This is a genomic window from Streptomyces sp. NPDC047886 (genome assembly GCF_043204435.1).
In the GTDB taxonomy this organism is placed as follows: domain Bacteria; phylum Actinomycetota; class Actinomycetes; order Streptomycetales; family Streptomycetaceae; genus Streptomyces.
The window spans coordinates 402333-417534 of record NZ_JBIDCF010000004.1; the positions used below are offsets into that span (position 1 = coordinate 402333).

Annotated in this window: 11 protein-coding genes; 3 read left to right on the top strand and 8 right to left on the bottom strand. The window is 73.7% G+C overall.

Features of this window, described 5'->3' with window-relative positions:
• Positions 1 to 5: 5 nt before the first annotated feature.
• Positions 6 to 998: a dihydroxyacetone kinase subunit DhaK gene (gene dhaK, locus ACGF5U_RS16785; protein ID WP_392818431.1), complete on the bottom strand. Its 993-nt coding sequence runs from the start codon at positions 996 to 998 to the stop codon at positions 6 to 8.
• A 181-nt stretch (positions 999 to 1179) separates the two neighbouring features.
• On the opposite strand from dhaK, the gene ACGF5U_RS16790 reads away from it, so the two are divergent.
• On the top strand, positions 1180 to 2220 hold the full coding sequence (locus ACGF5U_RS16790) for a hypothetical protein (RefSeq protein ID WP_392818433.1): 1041 nt from the start codon (positions 1180 to 1182) through the stop codon (positions 2218 to 2220).
• 56 nt (positions 2221 to 2276) lie between these two features.
• On the opposite strand, the gene hpnR is transcribed toward ACGF5U_RS16790, so the two are convergent.
• Positions 2277 to 3788 (bottom strand): hopanoid C-3 methylase HpnR, encoded by a 1512-nt coding sequence (gene hpnR / locus ACGF5U_RS16795; RefSeq protein ID WP_392818435.1) that lies wholly within the window; start codon positions 3786 to 3788, stop codon positions 2277 to 2279.
• Positions 3789 to 3979: 191 nt separating this feature from the next.
• Here hpnR and ACGF5U_RS16800 point away from each other — a divergent pair, with 191 nt between their 5' ends.
• Both ACGF5U_RS16800 and ACGF5U_RS16805 read left to right on the top strand, forming a co-directional pair.
• Positions 3980 to 5353, top strand: coding sequence for a dihydrolipoyl dehydrogenase family protein (locus ACGF5U_RS16800; RefSeq protein WP_392818437.1), 1374 nt, complete (start codon positions 3980 to 3982; stop codon positions 5351 to 5353).
• 21 nt (positions 5354 to 5374) lie between these two features.
• Positions 5375 to 5680, top strand: coding sequence for a hypothetical protein (locus tag ACGF5U_RS16805; RefSeq protein ID WP_392818439.1), 306 nt, complete (start codon positions 5375 to 5377; stop codon positions 5678 to 5680).
• Positions 5681 to 5753: 73 nt separating this feature from the next.
• Here ACGF5U_RS16805 and hemG read toward each other — a convergent pair whose 3' ends face one another.
• From hemG to ACGF5U_RS16835, 6 genes are all read right to left on the bottom strand, one after another.
• Complete coding sequence (gene hemG / locus ACGF5U_RS16810) at positions 5754 to 7259, bottom strand: protoporphyrinogen oxidase (RefSeq protein ID WP_392818441.1); 1506 nt, start codon at positions 7257 to 7259, stop codon at positions 5754 to 5756.
• A 99-nt stretch (positions 7260 to 7358) separates the two neighbouring features.
• Entirely contained in the window at positions 7359 to 8219 is an 861-nt protein-coding gene (locus tag ACGF5U_RS16815; RefSeq protein ID WP_392818443.1) for a universal stress protein, read from the bottom strand.
• 124 nt (positions 8220 to 8343) lie between these two features.
• Entirely contained in the window at positions 8344 to 9075 is a 732-nt protein-coding gene (gene narI / locus ACGF5U_RS16820) for a respiratory nitrate reductase subunit gamma (RefSeq protein WP_392818445.1), read from the bottom strand.
• Positions 9072 to 9884 carry a nitrate reductase molybdenum cofactor assembly chaperone gene (gene narJ, locus ACGF5U_RS16825; RefSeq protein ID WP_392818447.1) on the bottom strand — a complete coding sequence of 271 codons (813 nt, stop codon included), beginning with the start codon at positions 9882 to 9884 and terminating at the stop codon, positions 9072 to 9074. Before narJ ends, narI begins: the two co-directional genes overlap by 4 nt.
• Positions 9881 to 11434 carry a nitrate reductase subunit beta gene (gene narH, locus ACGF5U_RS16830; RefSeq protein WP_392818449.1) on the bottom strand — a complete coding sequence of 518 codons (1554 nt, stop codon included), beginning with the start codon at positions 11432 to 11434 and terminating at the stop codon, positions 9881 to 9883. Before narH ends, narJ begins: the two co-directional genes overlap by 4 nt.
• Before the next feature lies 1 nt (position 11435).
• Positions 11436 to 15140: a nitrate reductase subunit alpha gene (locus tag ACGF5U_RS16835; RefSeq protein WP_392818451.1), complete on the bottom strand. Its 3705-nt coding sequence runs from the start codon at positions 15138 to 15140 to the stop codon at positions 11436 to 11438.
• Between the last annotated feature and the right edge of the window lie 62 nt (positions 15141 to 15202).

Genomic DNA, 15202 nt, shown 5'->3' on the forward strand with positions numbered 1-15202 from the left:
GGCCGTCACCGCCCCCACCGCAGCGCGGGCGTCCGCACCGGCGCGTCCCACAACCGAAGCGTCTCCTCGTCCACCTGGCACAGGGTCACCGAACAGCCCGCCATGTCCAGCGACGTGACGTAGTTCCCGACGAGCGTCCTGGCCACCGCCACACCCCGCTCTCCCAGCACCCGCTGCACCTCGGCGTTGAACCCGTACAGCTCCAGCAGCGGGGTCGCCCCCATGCCGTTGACCAGGACCAGTACCGGCCCCTGCGGGTCGAGGTCGGCCAGTACGGCGTCCACCGCGAAGTCGGCGATCTCCCGAGCCGTCATCATCGGGCGCCGCTCCCGCCCCGGCTCGCCGTGGATGCCGACCCCGAGTTCCAGTTCGCCGGGCGGCAGGTCGAAGGTCGGGCTGCCCTTCGCGGGCGTCGTGCACGCGCCGAGGGCGACGCCGAAACTCCGCGAACCGGCGACGACCTGACGGGCGATCGCCTCGACCCGCGCCAGGGGAGCGCCCTCGTCGGCGGCCGCGCCCGCGATCTTCTCCACGAACAGGGTGGCGCCGGTACCCCGCCGCCCGGCCGTGTACAGACTGCCGGACACCGCCACGTCGTCGTCCACCAGCACCTTGGCGACCTGCACGCCCTCGTCCTCGGCGAGCTCGGCGGCCATGTCGAAGTTCAGGACGTCACCCGTGTAGTTCTTCACGATGAAGAGCACTCCCTCACCGCTGTCCACCGCGGCGGCCGCCCGCACCATCTGATCGGGCACGGGTGAGGTGAACACCTCACCGGGACAGGCCGCCGACAGCATCCCGGGCCCGACGAACCCGGCGTGCAGCGGCTCGTGCCCGGACCCGCCGCCGGAGACCAGCGCCACCTTCCCGGCGACCGGCGCGTCCCGCCGGACGACCACCCGGTTGTCCACGTCGACGGTCAGCTCGGGGTGCGCGGCCGCCATCCCGCGCAACGCGTCGGCGACGACGGTCTCGGGAACGTTGATGAGCATTCTCACCGGAATCTCCTCGCGACGGGTACCAGGTGTGCTGCTGGAGGCCATTCTTCACGCGTGACGCGCCGGATACTCCCGGGACGGGCCGCCCGGCGCGTTCCCGGCACCTTCCCGGCGGGGACACGGACCGCCCGATGCCCCGGATCCGCCCGGAGAACGGCGGACGGAAAGGGAATGGGGCCATGTGCGCCTGTTCACCCCCTGGGACCTCGACGTCTCGCCCCGGATGCGCGCCCACCTGCCCGGCGCGCCGCACGGCGGCGACTGCCCCACGGGCGCCGAACTCGCCGACCGGCTCCTCGACCCGGTCGCCGCCCTGCCCGCGCTCGCCGGACGCGTCAGGACCCGCACCCGCGTCGCGGGCGTCGCCCGCGCCGGGCTCCTCAAGCACGAGGAGATCGGCACCGAGACCCGGGCCGCCGCCCCCTTCACCCTCCTCCTCGACACCCCCGACGGCGAGGACACCGCCGAGGCGGACCTCGTCCTCGACTGCACCGGCACCTACGGCCGGCCCAACACCCTCGGCGACGGCGGCATCCCCGCCCCGGGCGAACGCGGACTCGGCCGCCGGGTCGTCCGCGCACTCCCCGCCGTGGACGGCCCCGGCCGCTGGGCCGGCACCGTCCTCCTCGTCGGCGCCGGAAAGTCGGCCCAGACCGCCGCCCGCGACCTCGCCGCACTCCCCGGCACCCGCGTGGTCTGGGCGGTCCGCTCCCCGGCGCCCGACTGGGGCGCCGTGCCGAACGACACGCTGCCCGGCCGCCAGGCACTGGTCGACTCCTCCCGCGCACTCGCCGCCGGCGCGCACCACCGCGTCACCGTCCACACCGGCACCCGGGTGCGCTCCCTGCCCCCGGACGGCCGGCGGATCCGCGCCCGCCTCGCCACCCCGTCCGGCCCCCACGAGGTCCTCGCCGACCATGTGGTCTCCCTCACCGGCTACACCGGCGACCCCACGCTCCACCGCCAGCTCCAGGTCCACGAGTGCTACGCCACCGGGGCGCCCATGAACCTGTCGGCGGCGCTCCTCGCGGCCGGCGGCACGGACTGCCTCGCCCAGCCGGTCTCCGGCATCGAGGGGCTCCGCACCCCGGAGAGCCACTTCTTCATCCTGGGCGCCAAGTCCTACGGGCGGCTCGCCACGTTCCTGCTGCGCACCGGCTACCGGCAGGTCGACGAGGTCGCCGCCGCGTACGGCACGGCCGGCACCCCGGCCGTACGGTGAGGAGGCCGGACCGGCAGCGCGGCCGCCCCGGTGCGGGGGCGGCGGGCACGCCCCCGTCAGGCTTCGCCGAGGCCCGCTTCCGGGCGGTGACGGACGGGGGCCGGCGGCCGCGTGTGGATGTACAGGTCCTGCCGTGCCGGGGGAGTGGCCCGGTGCCGGGGGAGCGGCAGCTCGTACTCCACGGGACGACGGTGGTCCGCCAGCTGGCGTTCCACGTTGTAGACGCTGCCGAACTTCCACAGCATCCGGGCGAAGTTGGTCTGCCCGCGCAGCAGGTTGCGTCCCAGCACCCCCATGGCGCCGATCGCCGTACGCAGTCCCAGGTGCTTGCGGTTCAGCACGGCCTGGGTGCGTACGAGCTCCCGGTAGAAGACCTCCAGGGGCAGCTTCGTCGGGACGACCGCGTGCTGGATGTCGAAGAGGCGGTAGTCGCGGGTCGTCAGCTGGCGGGCCTCGGTGTGCCAGATCTCCGTGCCCGGATACGGCGTCATGACCGTCAGGTGCACGATCTCGGGCACCGCCAGCGCGAACTCCCGGACGAGCCGGAAGCGCTCCTCGTCCCACGCCGGGTCCACGATCAGGTTGATCGCCACCATGATGCCCATCCGGCGGGCCACTTCCAGCGCCCGGAAGTTGTCGTCCGGGCTCACCCGTTTGCGGTACAGGTCCAGGCCCTCGGCGTCGATCGCCTCCATGCCCAGGAACATGTAGCGCAGCCCCAGCCGCGTCCAGCGCTCGAACACCTCTTCGTTGCGCAGGAGGACGTCGCTGCGTGTCTCCAGGTAGTAGCGCTTGCGGATGCGGCGGCGCTCCAGCTCGGCGGCGATCCCGTGGCCGTGCTCCGGACGGATGAACGCCACGTCGTCGACGATGAAGACGTTCGGTTCCCTGATGGACGCCATCTCGTCGGCGGCCGCCTCGGCGGAGGACTTGCGGTAGCTGCGCCCGTAGAAGGTCCAGGCGGAGCAGAACGAGCAGTCCCAGGGGCAGCCCCGGGTGAACTCGATCGAGGCGCACGGGTCGAGCTCGCCGATGAAGTAGCGGTCGCGCCGGCGCATGAGGTCACGTGCGGGACGCGGCCGGTCGAGGCTCTCCAGCAGCAGCGGCGCGGGGCCGCGTCCGTCCGCGCTGACGACTCCGGGGACGCCGCCGAGCCCGCCGTCGCGCGCGGCCTGGAGCAGCGGTGCCACGGCGGGCTCGCCCTCGCCGCGCACGATCGCGTCGACGGCGCCCCCCGCCTGGTCCAGCACGTGGTCGGCGATGAACGAGACGCTGTGACCGCCGAAGAAGACGAAGCACCCCGGCAGGGCGGCCTTGGCCTGCCGGGCGATCTCGATGGCCTCGGGGATGTTCGCCAGATAGTTCAGGGAGATGCCGAGCGCCTCAGGGGCGAACGCGCTCAGCTCGCGGTCCAGGGTGGCGCGGGAGAGGACCTGGAGATCGACCACGCGGACCTCGTGGCCCGCGTCGCGTGCCGCGGCAGCCACCCGTTCGAGCCCGAGGGGTTCCAGACGGAGGAAGATCTCCGAGTACATCAGGGCACTCGGGTGGACGAGCAGCACACGCATCCGATTCTCCCGCCGACGGCACCAGCACGCTTCGTGCAGATATTTCTCCCCTCTTTGTCCCGATTCTTCGGGAAGGCACGCCGCCGGCCCCCGGAACGAGCGGTTCCGGCGCGTAACGATCAGCATGGAGGGAACCCCTGGGGCGCGAGGGCGACGGACGCGTGGGGGATCACGGACCGAGGAGGCCGCCGATGGGGCAGGATCCGGCACACGACGCCGATGTCGTGGTGATCGGCATGGGTGTGGGCGGAGAGCACGTCGCCGGGCGGCTCGCCGGATCCGGGCTCGGCGTCGTCGGGATCGAGGCCGAACTCGTCGGCGGCGAATGCCCGTACTGGGCGTGCATCCCCAGCAAGATGATGATCCGGGCCGGCAATCTCCTCGCCGAGGCCCGGCGCGTCCCCGGGATGGCCGGAAGGACCGAGGTCGCACCCGACTTCGCCCCCGTCGCCGCCCGCATCCGCGACGAGGCCACCGACGACTGGGACGACAAGGCGGCCGTCGACCGCTTCACCGGCACCGGCGGGCGCTTCGTCCGCGGCCGCGCCCGCCTGGCGGGACCCGGCCGCGTCGAGGTCGACGGGCGGGTGTTCACCGCGCGGCGCGGTGTCGTCCTCGCGACCGGCAGCCGCCCGCAGATCCCGCCGGTACCGGGCCTGGACCGGGTCCCGTACTGGACCAACCGCGACGCGGTCGCCGCCGAGGAACCGCCCGCGTCACTGCTCGTGCTGGGCGGCGGCGCCATCGGCGTCGAGCTGGCGCAGGCGTTCGCCCGCTTCGGCACGGCGGTGACCGTCGTGGAGGCCATGGAACGGCTGATGAGCCCGGAGGAACCCGAGGCGTCGGCGCTGGTCACGGACGTCCTGCGGAGCGAGGGCGTCACCGTGCGCACCGGGGCCCGCGCCACCGGCGTACGCCACGCCGACGGCACCTTCCGGCTCACCCTGGACGGCGGCGACGAGCTGACCGCCCAGCGGCTGCTGGTGGCCACCGGGCGGCGGGCCGACCTGTCCCGCCTCGGCCTGGAGACCGTCGGCCTGGACCGGGACGCCCGCGCGCTCGACGTGGACGGCCGGATGCGCGCGGCCGACGGCGTGTGGGGCGTCGGCGACCTGACCGGCAAGGGCGCGTTCACCCATGTGGCCATGTACCAGGCAGAGGTCGCCGTCCGCGACATCCTCGGCGTCCCCGGCCCCGAGGCCGACTACCGCGCCCTGCCGCGCGTCACCTTCACCGACCCGGAGGTCGGCTCCGTCGGCCTCACCGAGCACGCGGCCCGCGAGCTGGGCGTCCCCGTGCGCACGGGCACCGCCCAGGTCCCGTCGTCCTCGCGCGGCTGGATCCACAAGGCGGGGAACGAGGGCGTGATCAAGCTGGTGGAGGACACCCGGCGGGGGATCCTCGTCGGCGCCACCTCCGCCGGCCCGGCCGGCGGCGAGGTCCTGTACGGGCTGGCGGTGGCGGTCCAGGCCGAGGTGCCGGTCGAGCGGCTCCGGCACATGATGTACGCCTACCCCACCTTCCACCGGGGGGTCGAGGACGCGCTCCGGGATCTGGCCGGCTGACGTCAGGGAGAGGAGGCCGCCATGGAGGCCACCAGGGAACTCCGGGTTCTCGCCGTGCCGGACTGCCCGAACCTTCCGCTGCTGCTGCGGCGCCTGGCGCGCGTGCTCCCGGCCGGCGCCGCCCCCGTCCCGGTCCAGGTCGTCACCAACGAGGCCGACGCGGCGCGCTGCGGCATGCACGGATCGCCGACGCTCCTCGTCGACGGCGAGGACCCGTTCGCGCCGCCCGGGGCCGCCACCGGCGTCGCCTGCCGGATCTACCGGTCCACGGACGGCCGCGTCGAGGGCGCCCCGGACATCGACCAGTTGCGCGCGGTACTCGGCTGACGGCGCCTCCGAGGCGTGCCCTCTCCGAGGCGTGCGCCCTGCGGGACCGGCCGCCGACCGGGGCCCGACCGGGTCAGGCCGTCGGGACGACGGTGCCGGCCGCCCGCTCGCCCCCGGCGACACACGCGGCGATGCCCACCCCGTCGTACGCCGCCCCGCACAGCGCGAGCCCGCCCAGCTTGTCCGTCAGCTCCCGGATCCGCTCCACGCGCGCGAAGTGCCCGACCGGGTACTGCGGCAGCCCGGCGGGCCACCGCGTGACGGCCGTCGCGTACGGTACGGATCCCAGCCCGGCCGCCTCCGCCAGATCGGCCCGCGCACGGGCGACCAGTTCCGCGTCGTCCAGCACCCGCGCCGTGTCCTCGCCGTGCCGGCCGACCGACGTCCGTACGACGAAGGCGTCGGGAGCGGCCTCGGCGGACCAGCGCCACTTGTTGGAGAAGAACGTGGCCGCCTTGATCGTGCGGCCGTCGACCGGCGGCACCAGGAAACCGCTCCCGGACGGCACCGCGGCGAGGCCGGAGCGCCGGAACACCAGCGTCACCAGGGCCATGTCGGCGTACTCCACGGCGGCGAGGTCGGCCGCCGCGCCCGGCGCCTCACCGGCCAGCAGCCGCGCGGCCACCGGCGCGGGCACCGCCAGCACCACCCCGTCCGCCACCAGCTCGTCCGCCACCAGCCCGTCCGCCGCGCCGTCGCCGCCCGGTCCGCCGTCCGCCGCCCCGCCGCGGGACGCCTCCGTACGGATCAGCCAGCCCCGACCGGTCCGGCACAGCTCCCGCACCTCGGTGCCCGTGCGGATGTCCGCCCCCGCCGCCCGGCACGCCTCCGCGACCGCCTCCGGCAGCCGGCCCATACCGCCCCGGACGGTCCGGAACCCGGGGCGCTCCGCCCCCGCGGGCATCTGCCCCCCGCCCCGGCCCAGCAGCTCGCGCACCCCTTCGGCCAGCGAGCGCGTCTCCCGCGCGACGGGCAGCAGCCGGGGCAGCGCGGCCCGCAGCGACAGCGCGTCCGCGTGCCCGGCGTACACACCGCCGAGCAGCGGCTCCACCAGCCGGTCCACCACCTCACGCCCCATCCGGGCGGCCACGTACGGGCCGATGGCGATGTCCTCACCGACCTCCGTACGGGGGAGTTGCAGGTCCCAGCACGCCCGGATGACGCCCTCCGGGGAGAGCACCCCCGACGCCGCGAGCGCGTCCAGGTCCCCCGGGATGCCCATCAACTGCCCCTTGGGCAGTTCCCGCAGCGCACCGCGCGTCCACACGGCGGCCGCCGAGGTGAGCGGCGCCTCCACGTCCGCGCCGAGGCCCACCCGCCGCGCCAGGTCGAACGCGCCCGGCCGCGCCGCGAACAGGGACTCGGCACCCAGGTCCACGGGGACGCCGCCCACCTCCCCGCCCAGCAGCTTCCCGCCCGTCCGGGCGTCGGCCTCCAGGACCGTCACGCGGGCCCGGGGCACCCCGTCGCCCGTCACACCGGTGAGCCGGGCGGCGGCCGCCAGTCCGGCGATGCCGCCGCCCACCACCACGACGTGCGGCATGGGCGCGGGGACGGGGCGGTCGGCGGAGGGGCTCATCGGAACGGAACGCCTTTCATTCGTCGTACGCGCTGTTCGTCGTACGCGGTGCTTCGTCCGCGCGGCTGGTCTCGCGCGGGTCGTCGTTCGCGCGGGTCGTCACGGATGCGGCACCACGGCGACCGGGCCGGGCGCGTGGTGCAGGACGGCATGGGTGACGGCGCCCACGCGGTGCGGTGCTCCGTCCCGGGCCCGACGCCCCACGACGACCAGGGCGGCCCGGTGGCAGTGCGACAGCAACACCTCTGACGCCGGGCCGCTCTCCACCCGCTGCACCACGTCGACCTCCGGATACCTCTCCTGCCACGGGCGCAGCGCCTCCGCCAGCTCCCGCCGATGCGTGGCGGCGAGACCGTCCGGGTCCTGCGCGAGCCAGATCGCGCCGGGGCTCCACGCCAGCGTGTTCGGCGCGCTCCAGGCCCGTACCGCCCGCAGCACCGCGCCCCGCGCGGCGGCCGACGCGAACGCGAACTCCAGCAGCGGCGCCCCGGACCCGCGCGTGTCCTGGACACCGACGAGGACCTCGTCCCGGCGCCGCGCCGCGTCGGACGGCCGCAGGCCCCGCACCACGACGACCGGCCCCCGGGCCTCGCGCAGCACCCCCAGGGAGACCGAGCCGAGGAGGTGCCCGACGAGCGCGCCGTGCCCGCGCGAGCCCAGCACCAGCATCACGGACCTGGACACCTCGGCGGCCAGGACGCCGACGGGCTCCCCGTCCACCACGGCGGCCTCCACCGGCAGCCCGTGCACGCTCCGGGCGATCCGTGCCTCGCCCTCCCGCAGGACGCTCTCCGTCCACCGCCGGTCGTCGTCCGTCACGGCGTCCGACGCGAAGTCCGGACGGCGGACGTGCACCAGCCGCAGCCGGAGCCCGCGCCGCGCCGCCTCGGCGGCCGCCCAGTCGGCGGCGGCCAGCGAGGGGTCCGCCCCGTCGAGTCCGACGGTGATCGTGCCAGGCATGGGTCGGTTCGCCTCCGTAGGACGACGCTCGGGCAGGGCCTGCTCCCAGCCTCTCCGATCACCGCTCCCGTCCGCATGGGCCGTTCGGCCCCCGCCCCCGGGACCCGCCTCCGAGGGCCGCCGGTCAGCGGGGCGTCGTGGCGGGGGTGCGGCGCCGGTAGACCAGGTACGGGCGGCGGAGGTAGCCGATGGGGGCGCTCCAGACGTGGACGAGGCGGGTGAAGGGCCACGCGGCGAACAGCAGGCACGCGGTGATGGCGTGCAACTGGAACAGCAGCGGGGCGCCGGCGATGGCCTCCGGCTGGGGCCGCAGCGCGAACAGCGCCCGGAACCAGACGGACACCGTGGACCGGTAGTCGTAGCCGCCGCCCGCCACGTTGTGGACGACCGTCGCCGCGATGCCCAGCAGCACGGTGGCCGCGAGCAGCGGGAACAGCAGCTTGTCACTGCGGCTGGTCGTGGTGCGGATGCGCGGCGCCAGCAGCCGGCGGGCGCACAGCATGCCGAGACCGACGAGCATGGCCGCGCCCGCGACGGAGCCCAGGGCGACCGCAGCCGTGTGGTAGGCGTCCTCGTCGACGCCGACGGCCTCCGTCCACGACGCGGGGATCGCGAGGCCCACCACATGGCCGCCGATCACGGCGAACGTGCCGAGGTGGAACAGCGGGCTGCCCCAGCGCAGCCAGCGGTGCTCCAGCAGCTGGCTCGTGCGGCTGGTCCAGCCGAACTGGTCCTGCCGGTAGCGCCAGACGTGTCCGACCACGAACACGGCCAGGCAGATGTAGGGGACGGCGACCCACAGCAGCAGGTCGACGCCGGACGCTGCGGCTACGGGCACGGCGGGGGCGGCGCTCATCGGGGGCTCTCCGAATCCAGAGTGCGGGAGGAGGAGGGGAGTGGCGGTGCGGGCGACATGGGCGGGACCGGGGTACCCGCCGGCGGGACGAACGTGTCCGGTGGCGCGAACAGGACCGGTGCGTCGAACTCCCCGCCCTCGTAAGGGGCGAGACCGACCTCCTCGGCCGGCGGGCCCTCGGCCGCGAGCCGGGCCACCTCCGCGCGGTCGGCGTCGCTCGCCGGAGGCAGCAGCGACAGCAGCGCCGCCATCAGATGCCGGTACGGGGAGTCCACGGCCGTCAGGGCGTGCTGGATGAGCTCGAGACCGCGCCGGTGCCGGCGCAGCGGCGCCTCACCGGCACGCGGCCCGGCCAGCGCCGCGAACTCCAGCACCACCGGCAGGTGGTCGGGGAGTTCACCGGTGCCGGTGTCCCAGCCGGCCGCCCGGTAGGTCTGCGCCAGGGTCAGCAGGGCCATGCCCCGGCGGCGGGTGTCGCCGTGCAGGTAGTACGTCAGATACAGGCTGCTCCTGCGGCGCAGGTCGAACACCTCGACGTAGTGGCTCTCCAGCGCGTCGGGGTCCTCCGCGCCGAACCACGCCGTGAAGGCGGCCAGGTGCGTCGCCGCCTCCGACGGCGGCAGCGCCGCGACCGAGGCGGTGAGCACCGGCCGGGCCGCGGCCAGTTCGGCGTCCGGGTACTGCCACAGCAGGGACAGCAGCCGCAGCAGCAGTGCCCGCCGCTCCGCCTCCTCGGCGGTGAGGGGACCCGGCCGGCCGGCGGGGCGGATGCGGGTACGGCCGCGTGCGAGCGTGCGCAGGGGGTTCATGAGGTCTCTCCGGCGGGGTCGCGGCGCAGCCGGGGCAGGCCGAGCATGATCTTGCGGTCGCCGCCGTCGGGCGTCCCGGAGGACTCGACGGGGCAGCGGCTCTCCATCGCCGTGAGCGCGGCGGCGTCCTCCTTGTGGGCCGCCGGGACGACATAGCGGTCCTCGTACTTGGCGACCGCCAGCAGCCGGTGCAGGTCCTGGGCCTGCTCGGCCGTCAGGCCGACCGCCTTCAGCGGCTCCTCGTCACCCGCCTCGCCCAGGGTCCGCTCACGCATGTACGAGCGCAGCGCGGTCAGCTTCATCAGCACCCCCGCGACGACGTCGGTGTCCCCGGCGGTGAACAGGCTGGCCAGGTAGTCCAGCGGGATGCGCAGCCGGGTGACGGCGGCGAAGACATGGTCCGGGTCGTCCTGGTTGCCGCCCGCCGCGCCGACCGCGTCGAGCACGGGCGAGAGCGGCGGCACGTACCAGACCATCGGCAGCGTGCGGTACTCCGGGTGCAGCGGCAGCGCCACCTTGTACTCGCTGATCAGGGCGCGTACGGGGGAGCGGCGTGCCGCGGCGATCCAGTCCTCGGGGATCCCGGACGCGCGGGCCGCCGCGGCGACCTCGGGGTCGTTCGGGTCGAGGAACACGTTCCGCTGGGCGTCCAGCAGGTCCTTCTCGTCCGGTACGGCCGCCGCCTCACCCACCTTGTCGGCGTCGTACAGGACCAGGCCGAGATAGCGCAGCCGGCCCACGCAGGTCTCCGAGCAGACGGTCGGCTGGCCGGCCTCGATGCGCGGGAAGCAGAACGTGCACTTCTCCGCCTTGCCGGTGGCGTGGTTGACGAACACCTTCTTGTACGGGCACGCGGTGACGCACATCCGCCAGCCCCGGCAGCGGTCCTGGTCCACCAGGACGATGCCGTCCTCGACCCGCTTGTACATGGCGCCCGACGGGCACGCCGACACGCACGCCGGGTTCAGGCAGTGCTCGCACAGCCTCGGCAGGTGGAACATGAAGGTCTGCTCGAACTCGAACTTCACCTTCTCGGCCCACTCGCCGGTCAGGTTGGGGTCCGCGCCGGCGTGCTCGGGCGCGCCGCCCAGGCCGTCCTCCCAGTTGGCACCCCAGGTGATGGCGGTGGGCTTGCCGGTGAGGACGGAGCGGGGGCGGGCGACCGGGATGTCCTTCCCGGCCGGGGCGCTCACCAGGTTGTCGTAGTCGTAGGTGACCGGCTCGTAGTAGTCCTCGATGGTCGGCAGGTCCGGGTTGGAGAACAGGGAGAGCAGGCGCTTGACGCGGCCGCCGGAGCGGAGGACCAGGCGGCCCCGCTTGTCGAGCATCCAGCCCCCCTTCCACTGCTCCTGGTCCTCGTAGCGGCGGGGGTAGCCGACGCCGGGCTTGGTCTCGACGTTGTTGAACCAGGCGTACTCGACGCCGGTCCGGTTGGTCCACGTCTGCTTGCAGGTCACCGAGCAGGTGTGGCACCCGATGCACTTGTCGAGGTTCATCACCATCGCGATCTGGGCCATGACCCGTCCGATGGTGGCTTCGCCACGTGCCATGTCAGTACTCCACATCCTGCGAGCGACGGCGGATGACGGTAACCTCGTCGCGCTGGTTTCCGGTCGGTCCGTAGTAGTTGAAGGCGTACGTCAACTGCGCGTAGCCGCCCGCGAGATGGGTGGGCTTGAGCAGCAGCCGGGTCAGCGAGTTGTGGATACCGCCGCGCTTCCCGCTGACCTCGGTCTTCGGGACGTTCACGTTGCGGTCCTGGGCGTGGTACATGTACACCGTGCCCTCGGGCATGCGGTGCGTGACCACGGCCCGGGCGGCGACGACGCCGTTGCGGTTGTACGCCTCGATCCACTCGTTGTCCTTGACGCCGATCTTCTCGGCGTCGGGCGTGGACATCCAGATCGTGGGTCCGCCGCGGGACAGGTCGAGCATGTACTTGTTGTCCTGGTAGTTCGAGTGGATCGACCACTTGGAGTGCGGGGTCAGATAGCGGACGGTGACCTCCGCCCGGCCGTCGCGCAACTGCTCGTCGCCGTAGTGGCGGGGCGTGTTCAACGGGGGCCGGTAGACGGGGAGCTGCTCACCGAGTTCGGTGATCCAGTCGTGCTGGACGAAGAAGTGCTGGCGGCCGGTCAGGGTGTGCCAGGGCTTCTTGTGCTCGGTGTTGATGACGAACGGCGAGTAGCGGCGGCCGCCGGTCTCGCTGCCCGACCACTCGTACGACGTCATCACCGAGCGGGGCTGGGTGCGGGTGTCGGCGAAGGTGATGCGCTCCGCCTCCCGCTCGGCGGCGAGTTCGACGAGGCCCTCACTGCCGGTCTGCCGCTCCAGGAACCTGAAGCCCTCGGTGGCGAGGCGGCCGTTCGTGGTGCCGGACAGGGCGAGGATCGCCTCGCACATGTCGGAGGCGGTGGCCAGCGAGGGACGGCCCGCGGCCACTCCGTCGCGGACCGTGCCGTTGCGGCGGCGCAGGTCGTCGATCTCGCGGTCCGGGTGGACGGTGACGCCCTTGGTGGTGGTGCCGAGGGTGTCCAGGAGCGGGCCGACGGCGCGCATCTTCTCGGCGACGGCCGCGTAGTCGCGCTCGATGGTGACCAGCTTGGGCATGGTCTTCCCCGGAATCGGCTCGCACTCCCCGGTCTTCCAGTCCTTCACGACGCCGCCCGGCTGGGCGAGTTCGTCGGGGGTGTCGTGCAGCAGGGGCACGGCGAGGACGTCGGTGCGGGTGCCGAGGTGGTCGCGGGCCAGCTCGCTGAACCGGTCGGCGATCGTCAGGAACGTGTCGTAGTCGGTGCGGGCCTGCCACGGCGGGGCGATGGCCGGGGTGAAGGCGTGCACGAAGGGGTGCATGTCCGTGCTGGACAGGTCGTCCTTCTCGTACCAGGTGGCGGCCGGCAGGACGACGTCGGCGAGCAGGCCGGTCGAGGTCATCCGGAAGTCCATGGTGACCAGCAGGTCCAGCTTGCCCTCGGGGGCCTCGTCCCGCCACACCACCTCCTGCGGCCGGTGCTCCGGCGGGGTCTCCTCGGAGCGGACCGCCGCGTCCGTGCCCAGAAGGTGGCGCAGGAAGTACTCGTTGCCCTTGCCGGAGGAGCCCAGCAGGTTGGCGCGCCACACGGTCAGGACGCGCGGGAAGTTGGCCGGGTCGTCGGGGTCCTCCGCGGCGAACCTGAGCCGTCCCGCCTTCAGCTCGTCGACGATGTGATCGGCCGGGGCGCGGCCCTCGCGCTTCGCCTCGTCGGCGAGGTCGAGGGGGTTGCGGTTGAAGCCGGGGTGGCCGGGCGTCCAGCCGAGGCGGACCGCCTGGGCGAGGCAGTCGGCGAACCCCTTCCCCTTGAACCGGCCCTGGCCCAGCGGGGACGCCAGTTCGTCGGGCCCGAACGCCTCGTAGCGCCACTGGTCGGAGTTCAGGTACCAGTAGGAGGTGCCCGCCATGTGCCGGGTGGGCCGCTGCCAGTCGAACGCGAACGACAGGTGCTGCTGCCCGGTGACGGGGCGGACCTTCTCCTGGCCGACGTAGTGCGCCCAGCCGCCGCCGTTCACGCCCTGGCAGCCGGTCATCGTGGTCAGCGCGAGGAAGGCGCGGTAGATGGTGTCGGAGTGGAACCAGTGGTTGGTGCCCGCTCCCAGCGCGATCATCGACCGGCCCTGGGTCCGCTCGGCGTTGCGGGCGAACTCGCGGGCGATCCGGGCCGCCTGCTCGGCCGGCACCGAGGTGATCGTCTCCTGCCAGGCCGGGGTGTACGGCTGGGCGGCGTCCTCGTAGGAGGCGGGCCACTCGCCCGGCAGTCCCGGGCGGTCGACGCCGTACTGGGCGAGCATCAGGTCGAAGACGGTGGTGACGAGCCGGCCCCCGACCCTGCGGACCGGGACGCCGCGCACCATCACCGAGCCGCCCTCGGTGGCGCCCTCGTCGAACCGGGGCAGGGTGACCGCCACCGTGTCCTCGGCGGACTCCATGACGCTGAGCAGCGGCTCGGTGGCGCCCAGGTCGAGGTTCCAGCGGCCCTGCTCGGTCTTGCTCCAGCGGAAGCCGAGGGAGCCGTTGGGGACGACGGGCTCGCCGCTGACGCCGTCGATGACGACCGTCTTGGAGTCGGCGTTCTCCTCGCTCTCCTCGTCACGGCCCAGGTCGGCCGCCGTCAGGAAGCGGTCGGGGACGAGTCCGTGCTCGCCCTCGCGCAGGGCCACCAGGAACGGCGCGTCGGTGTACGTCTTCAGGTAGGCGTGGAAGTAGGGCACCTCGCGGTCGACGAGGAACTCCCGCAGGATCACATGGCCCATGGCCATCGCCAGCGCGCCGTCCGTGCCCGGGTGCGGGGCGAGCCACTCGTCGGCGTGCTTGACGTTGTCCGCGTAGTCGGGGCTGACGGCCACGACCTTGGTGCCGTTGTAGCGGGTCTCGGTCAGGAAGTGGGCGTCCGGCGTCCGCGTCACGGGGATGTTGGAGCCCCACATGATCAGGTAGCCCGCGTTCCACCAGTCCGCCGCCTCCGGTACGTCGGTCTGGTCGCCGAAGACCTGCGGGGAGGCGACGGGAAGGTCGGCGTACCAGTCGTAGAAGGACAGCAGGGTGCCGCCGATCAGGGAGTGGTACCGCGCCCCGGCCGCGAACGACGCCATGGACATCGCCGGGATGGGGGAGAAGCCCGCGACCCGGTCCGGGCCGTACGCCTTGACCGTGTGCACCTGCGCGGCGGCGATCAGCTCGGTGACCTCGTCCCAGTCGGCCCGTACCAGACCGCCCTTGCCGCGCGCCTTCTTGTACGCACGGGCCTTCGCCGGGTCACCGGTGATCTCGGCCCACGCGGCCACCGGGTCGCCGAGCCGCCGCCGCGCCTCCCGCCACAGCTTGAGCAGCTTCCCCCGCACGTACGGGTAGCGGACCCGGCTCGGCGAGTACGTGTACCAGGAGAAGGACGCCCCGCGCGGACAGCCGCGCGGCTCGTACTCAGGACAGTCCGTGCCGATGGACGGGTAGTCCGTCGCCTGGTGCTCCCAGGTGATGATCCCGTCCTTGACGTACACCATCCAGGAGCAGGACCCGGTGCAGTTGACCCCATGGGTGGAGCGGACCACCTTGTCGTGGGCCCAGCGGTCGCGGTAGAAGCTCTCCCACTTCGGGTCGCCCTCGCCGTACACCGCGCGGCCGTCGGGCGACACCTCACGGCGTGTCAGCAGGCGTCGGCCCGAAAGCGGCCAGCCGTGATCGTCGCGGCCACCGGAGCGGCCCGCGTATTCCTCGTTCTCCATGGCCGAAACGCTAGGTGGGCGGGGCCGTCCCGCCCCGGGGCCGAAGCGTCCGGGCCGAGCGG

What these genes read in the sequence shown, in the direction of transcription:
- hpnR (WP_392818435.1), bottom strand. Translation starts at nt 3,788, where the DNA reads ATGCGTGTGCTGCTCGTCCACCCGAGTGCCCTGATGTACTCGGAGATC.
- ACGF5U_RS16800 (WP_392818437.1), top strand. Translation starts at nt 3,980, where the DNA reads ATGGGGCAGGATCCGGCACACGACGCCGATGTCGTGGTGATCGGCATG.
- ACGF5U_RS16805 (WP_392818439.1), top strand. Translation starts at nt 5,375, where the DNA reads ATGGAGGCCACCAGGGAACTCCGGGTTCTCGCCGTGCCGGACTGCCCG.
- hemG (WP_392818441.1), bottom strand. Translation starts at nt 7,259, where the DNA reads ATGAGCCCCTCCGCCGACCGCCCCGTCCCCGCGCCCATGCCGCACGTC.
- ACGF5U_RS16815 (WP_392818443.1), bottom strand. Translation starts at nt 8,219, where the DNA reads ATGCCTGGCACGATCACCGTCGGACTCGACGGGGCGGACCCCTCGCTG.
- narI (WP_392818445.1), bottom strand. Translation starts at nt 9,075, where the DNA reads ATGAGCGCCGCCCCCGCCGTGCCCGTAGCCGCAGCGTCCGGCGTCGAC.
- narJ (WP_392818447.1), bottom strand. Translation starts at nt 9,884, where the DNA reads ATGAACCCCCTGCGCACGCTCGCACGCGGCCGTACCCGCATCCGCCCC.
- narH (WP_392818449.1), bottom strand. Translation starts at nt 11,434, where the DNA reads ATGGCACGTGGCGAAGCCACCATCGGACGGGTCATGGCCCAGATCGCG.
- ACGF5U_RS16835 (WP_392818451.1), bottom strand. Translation starts at nt 15,140, where the DNA reads ATGGAGAACGAGGAATACGCGGGCCGCTCCGGTGGCCGCGACGATCAC.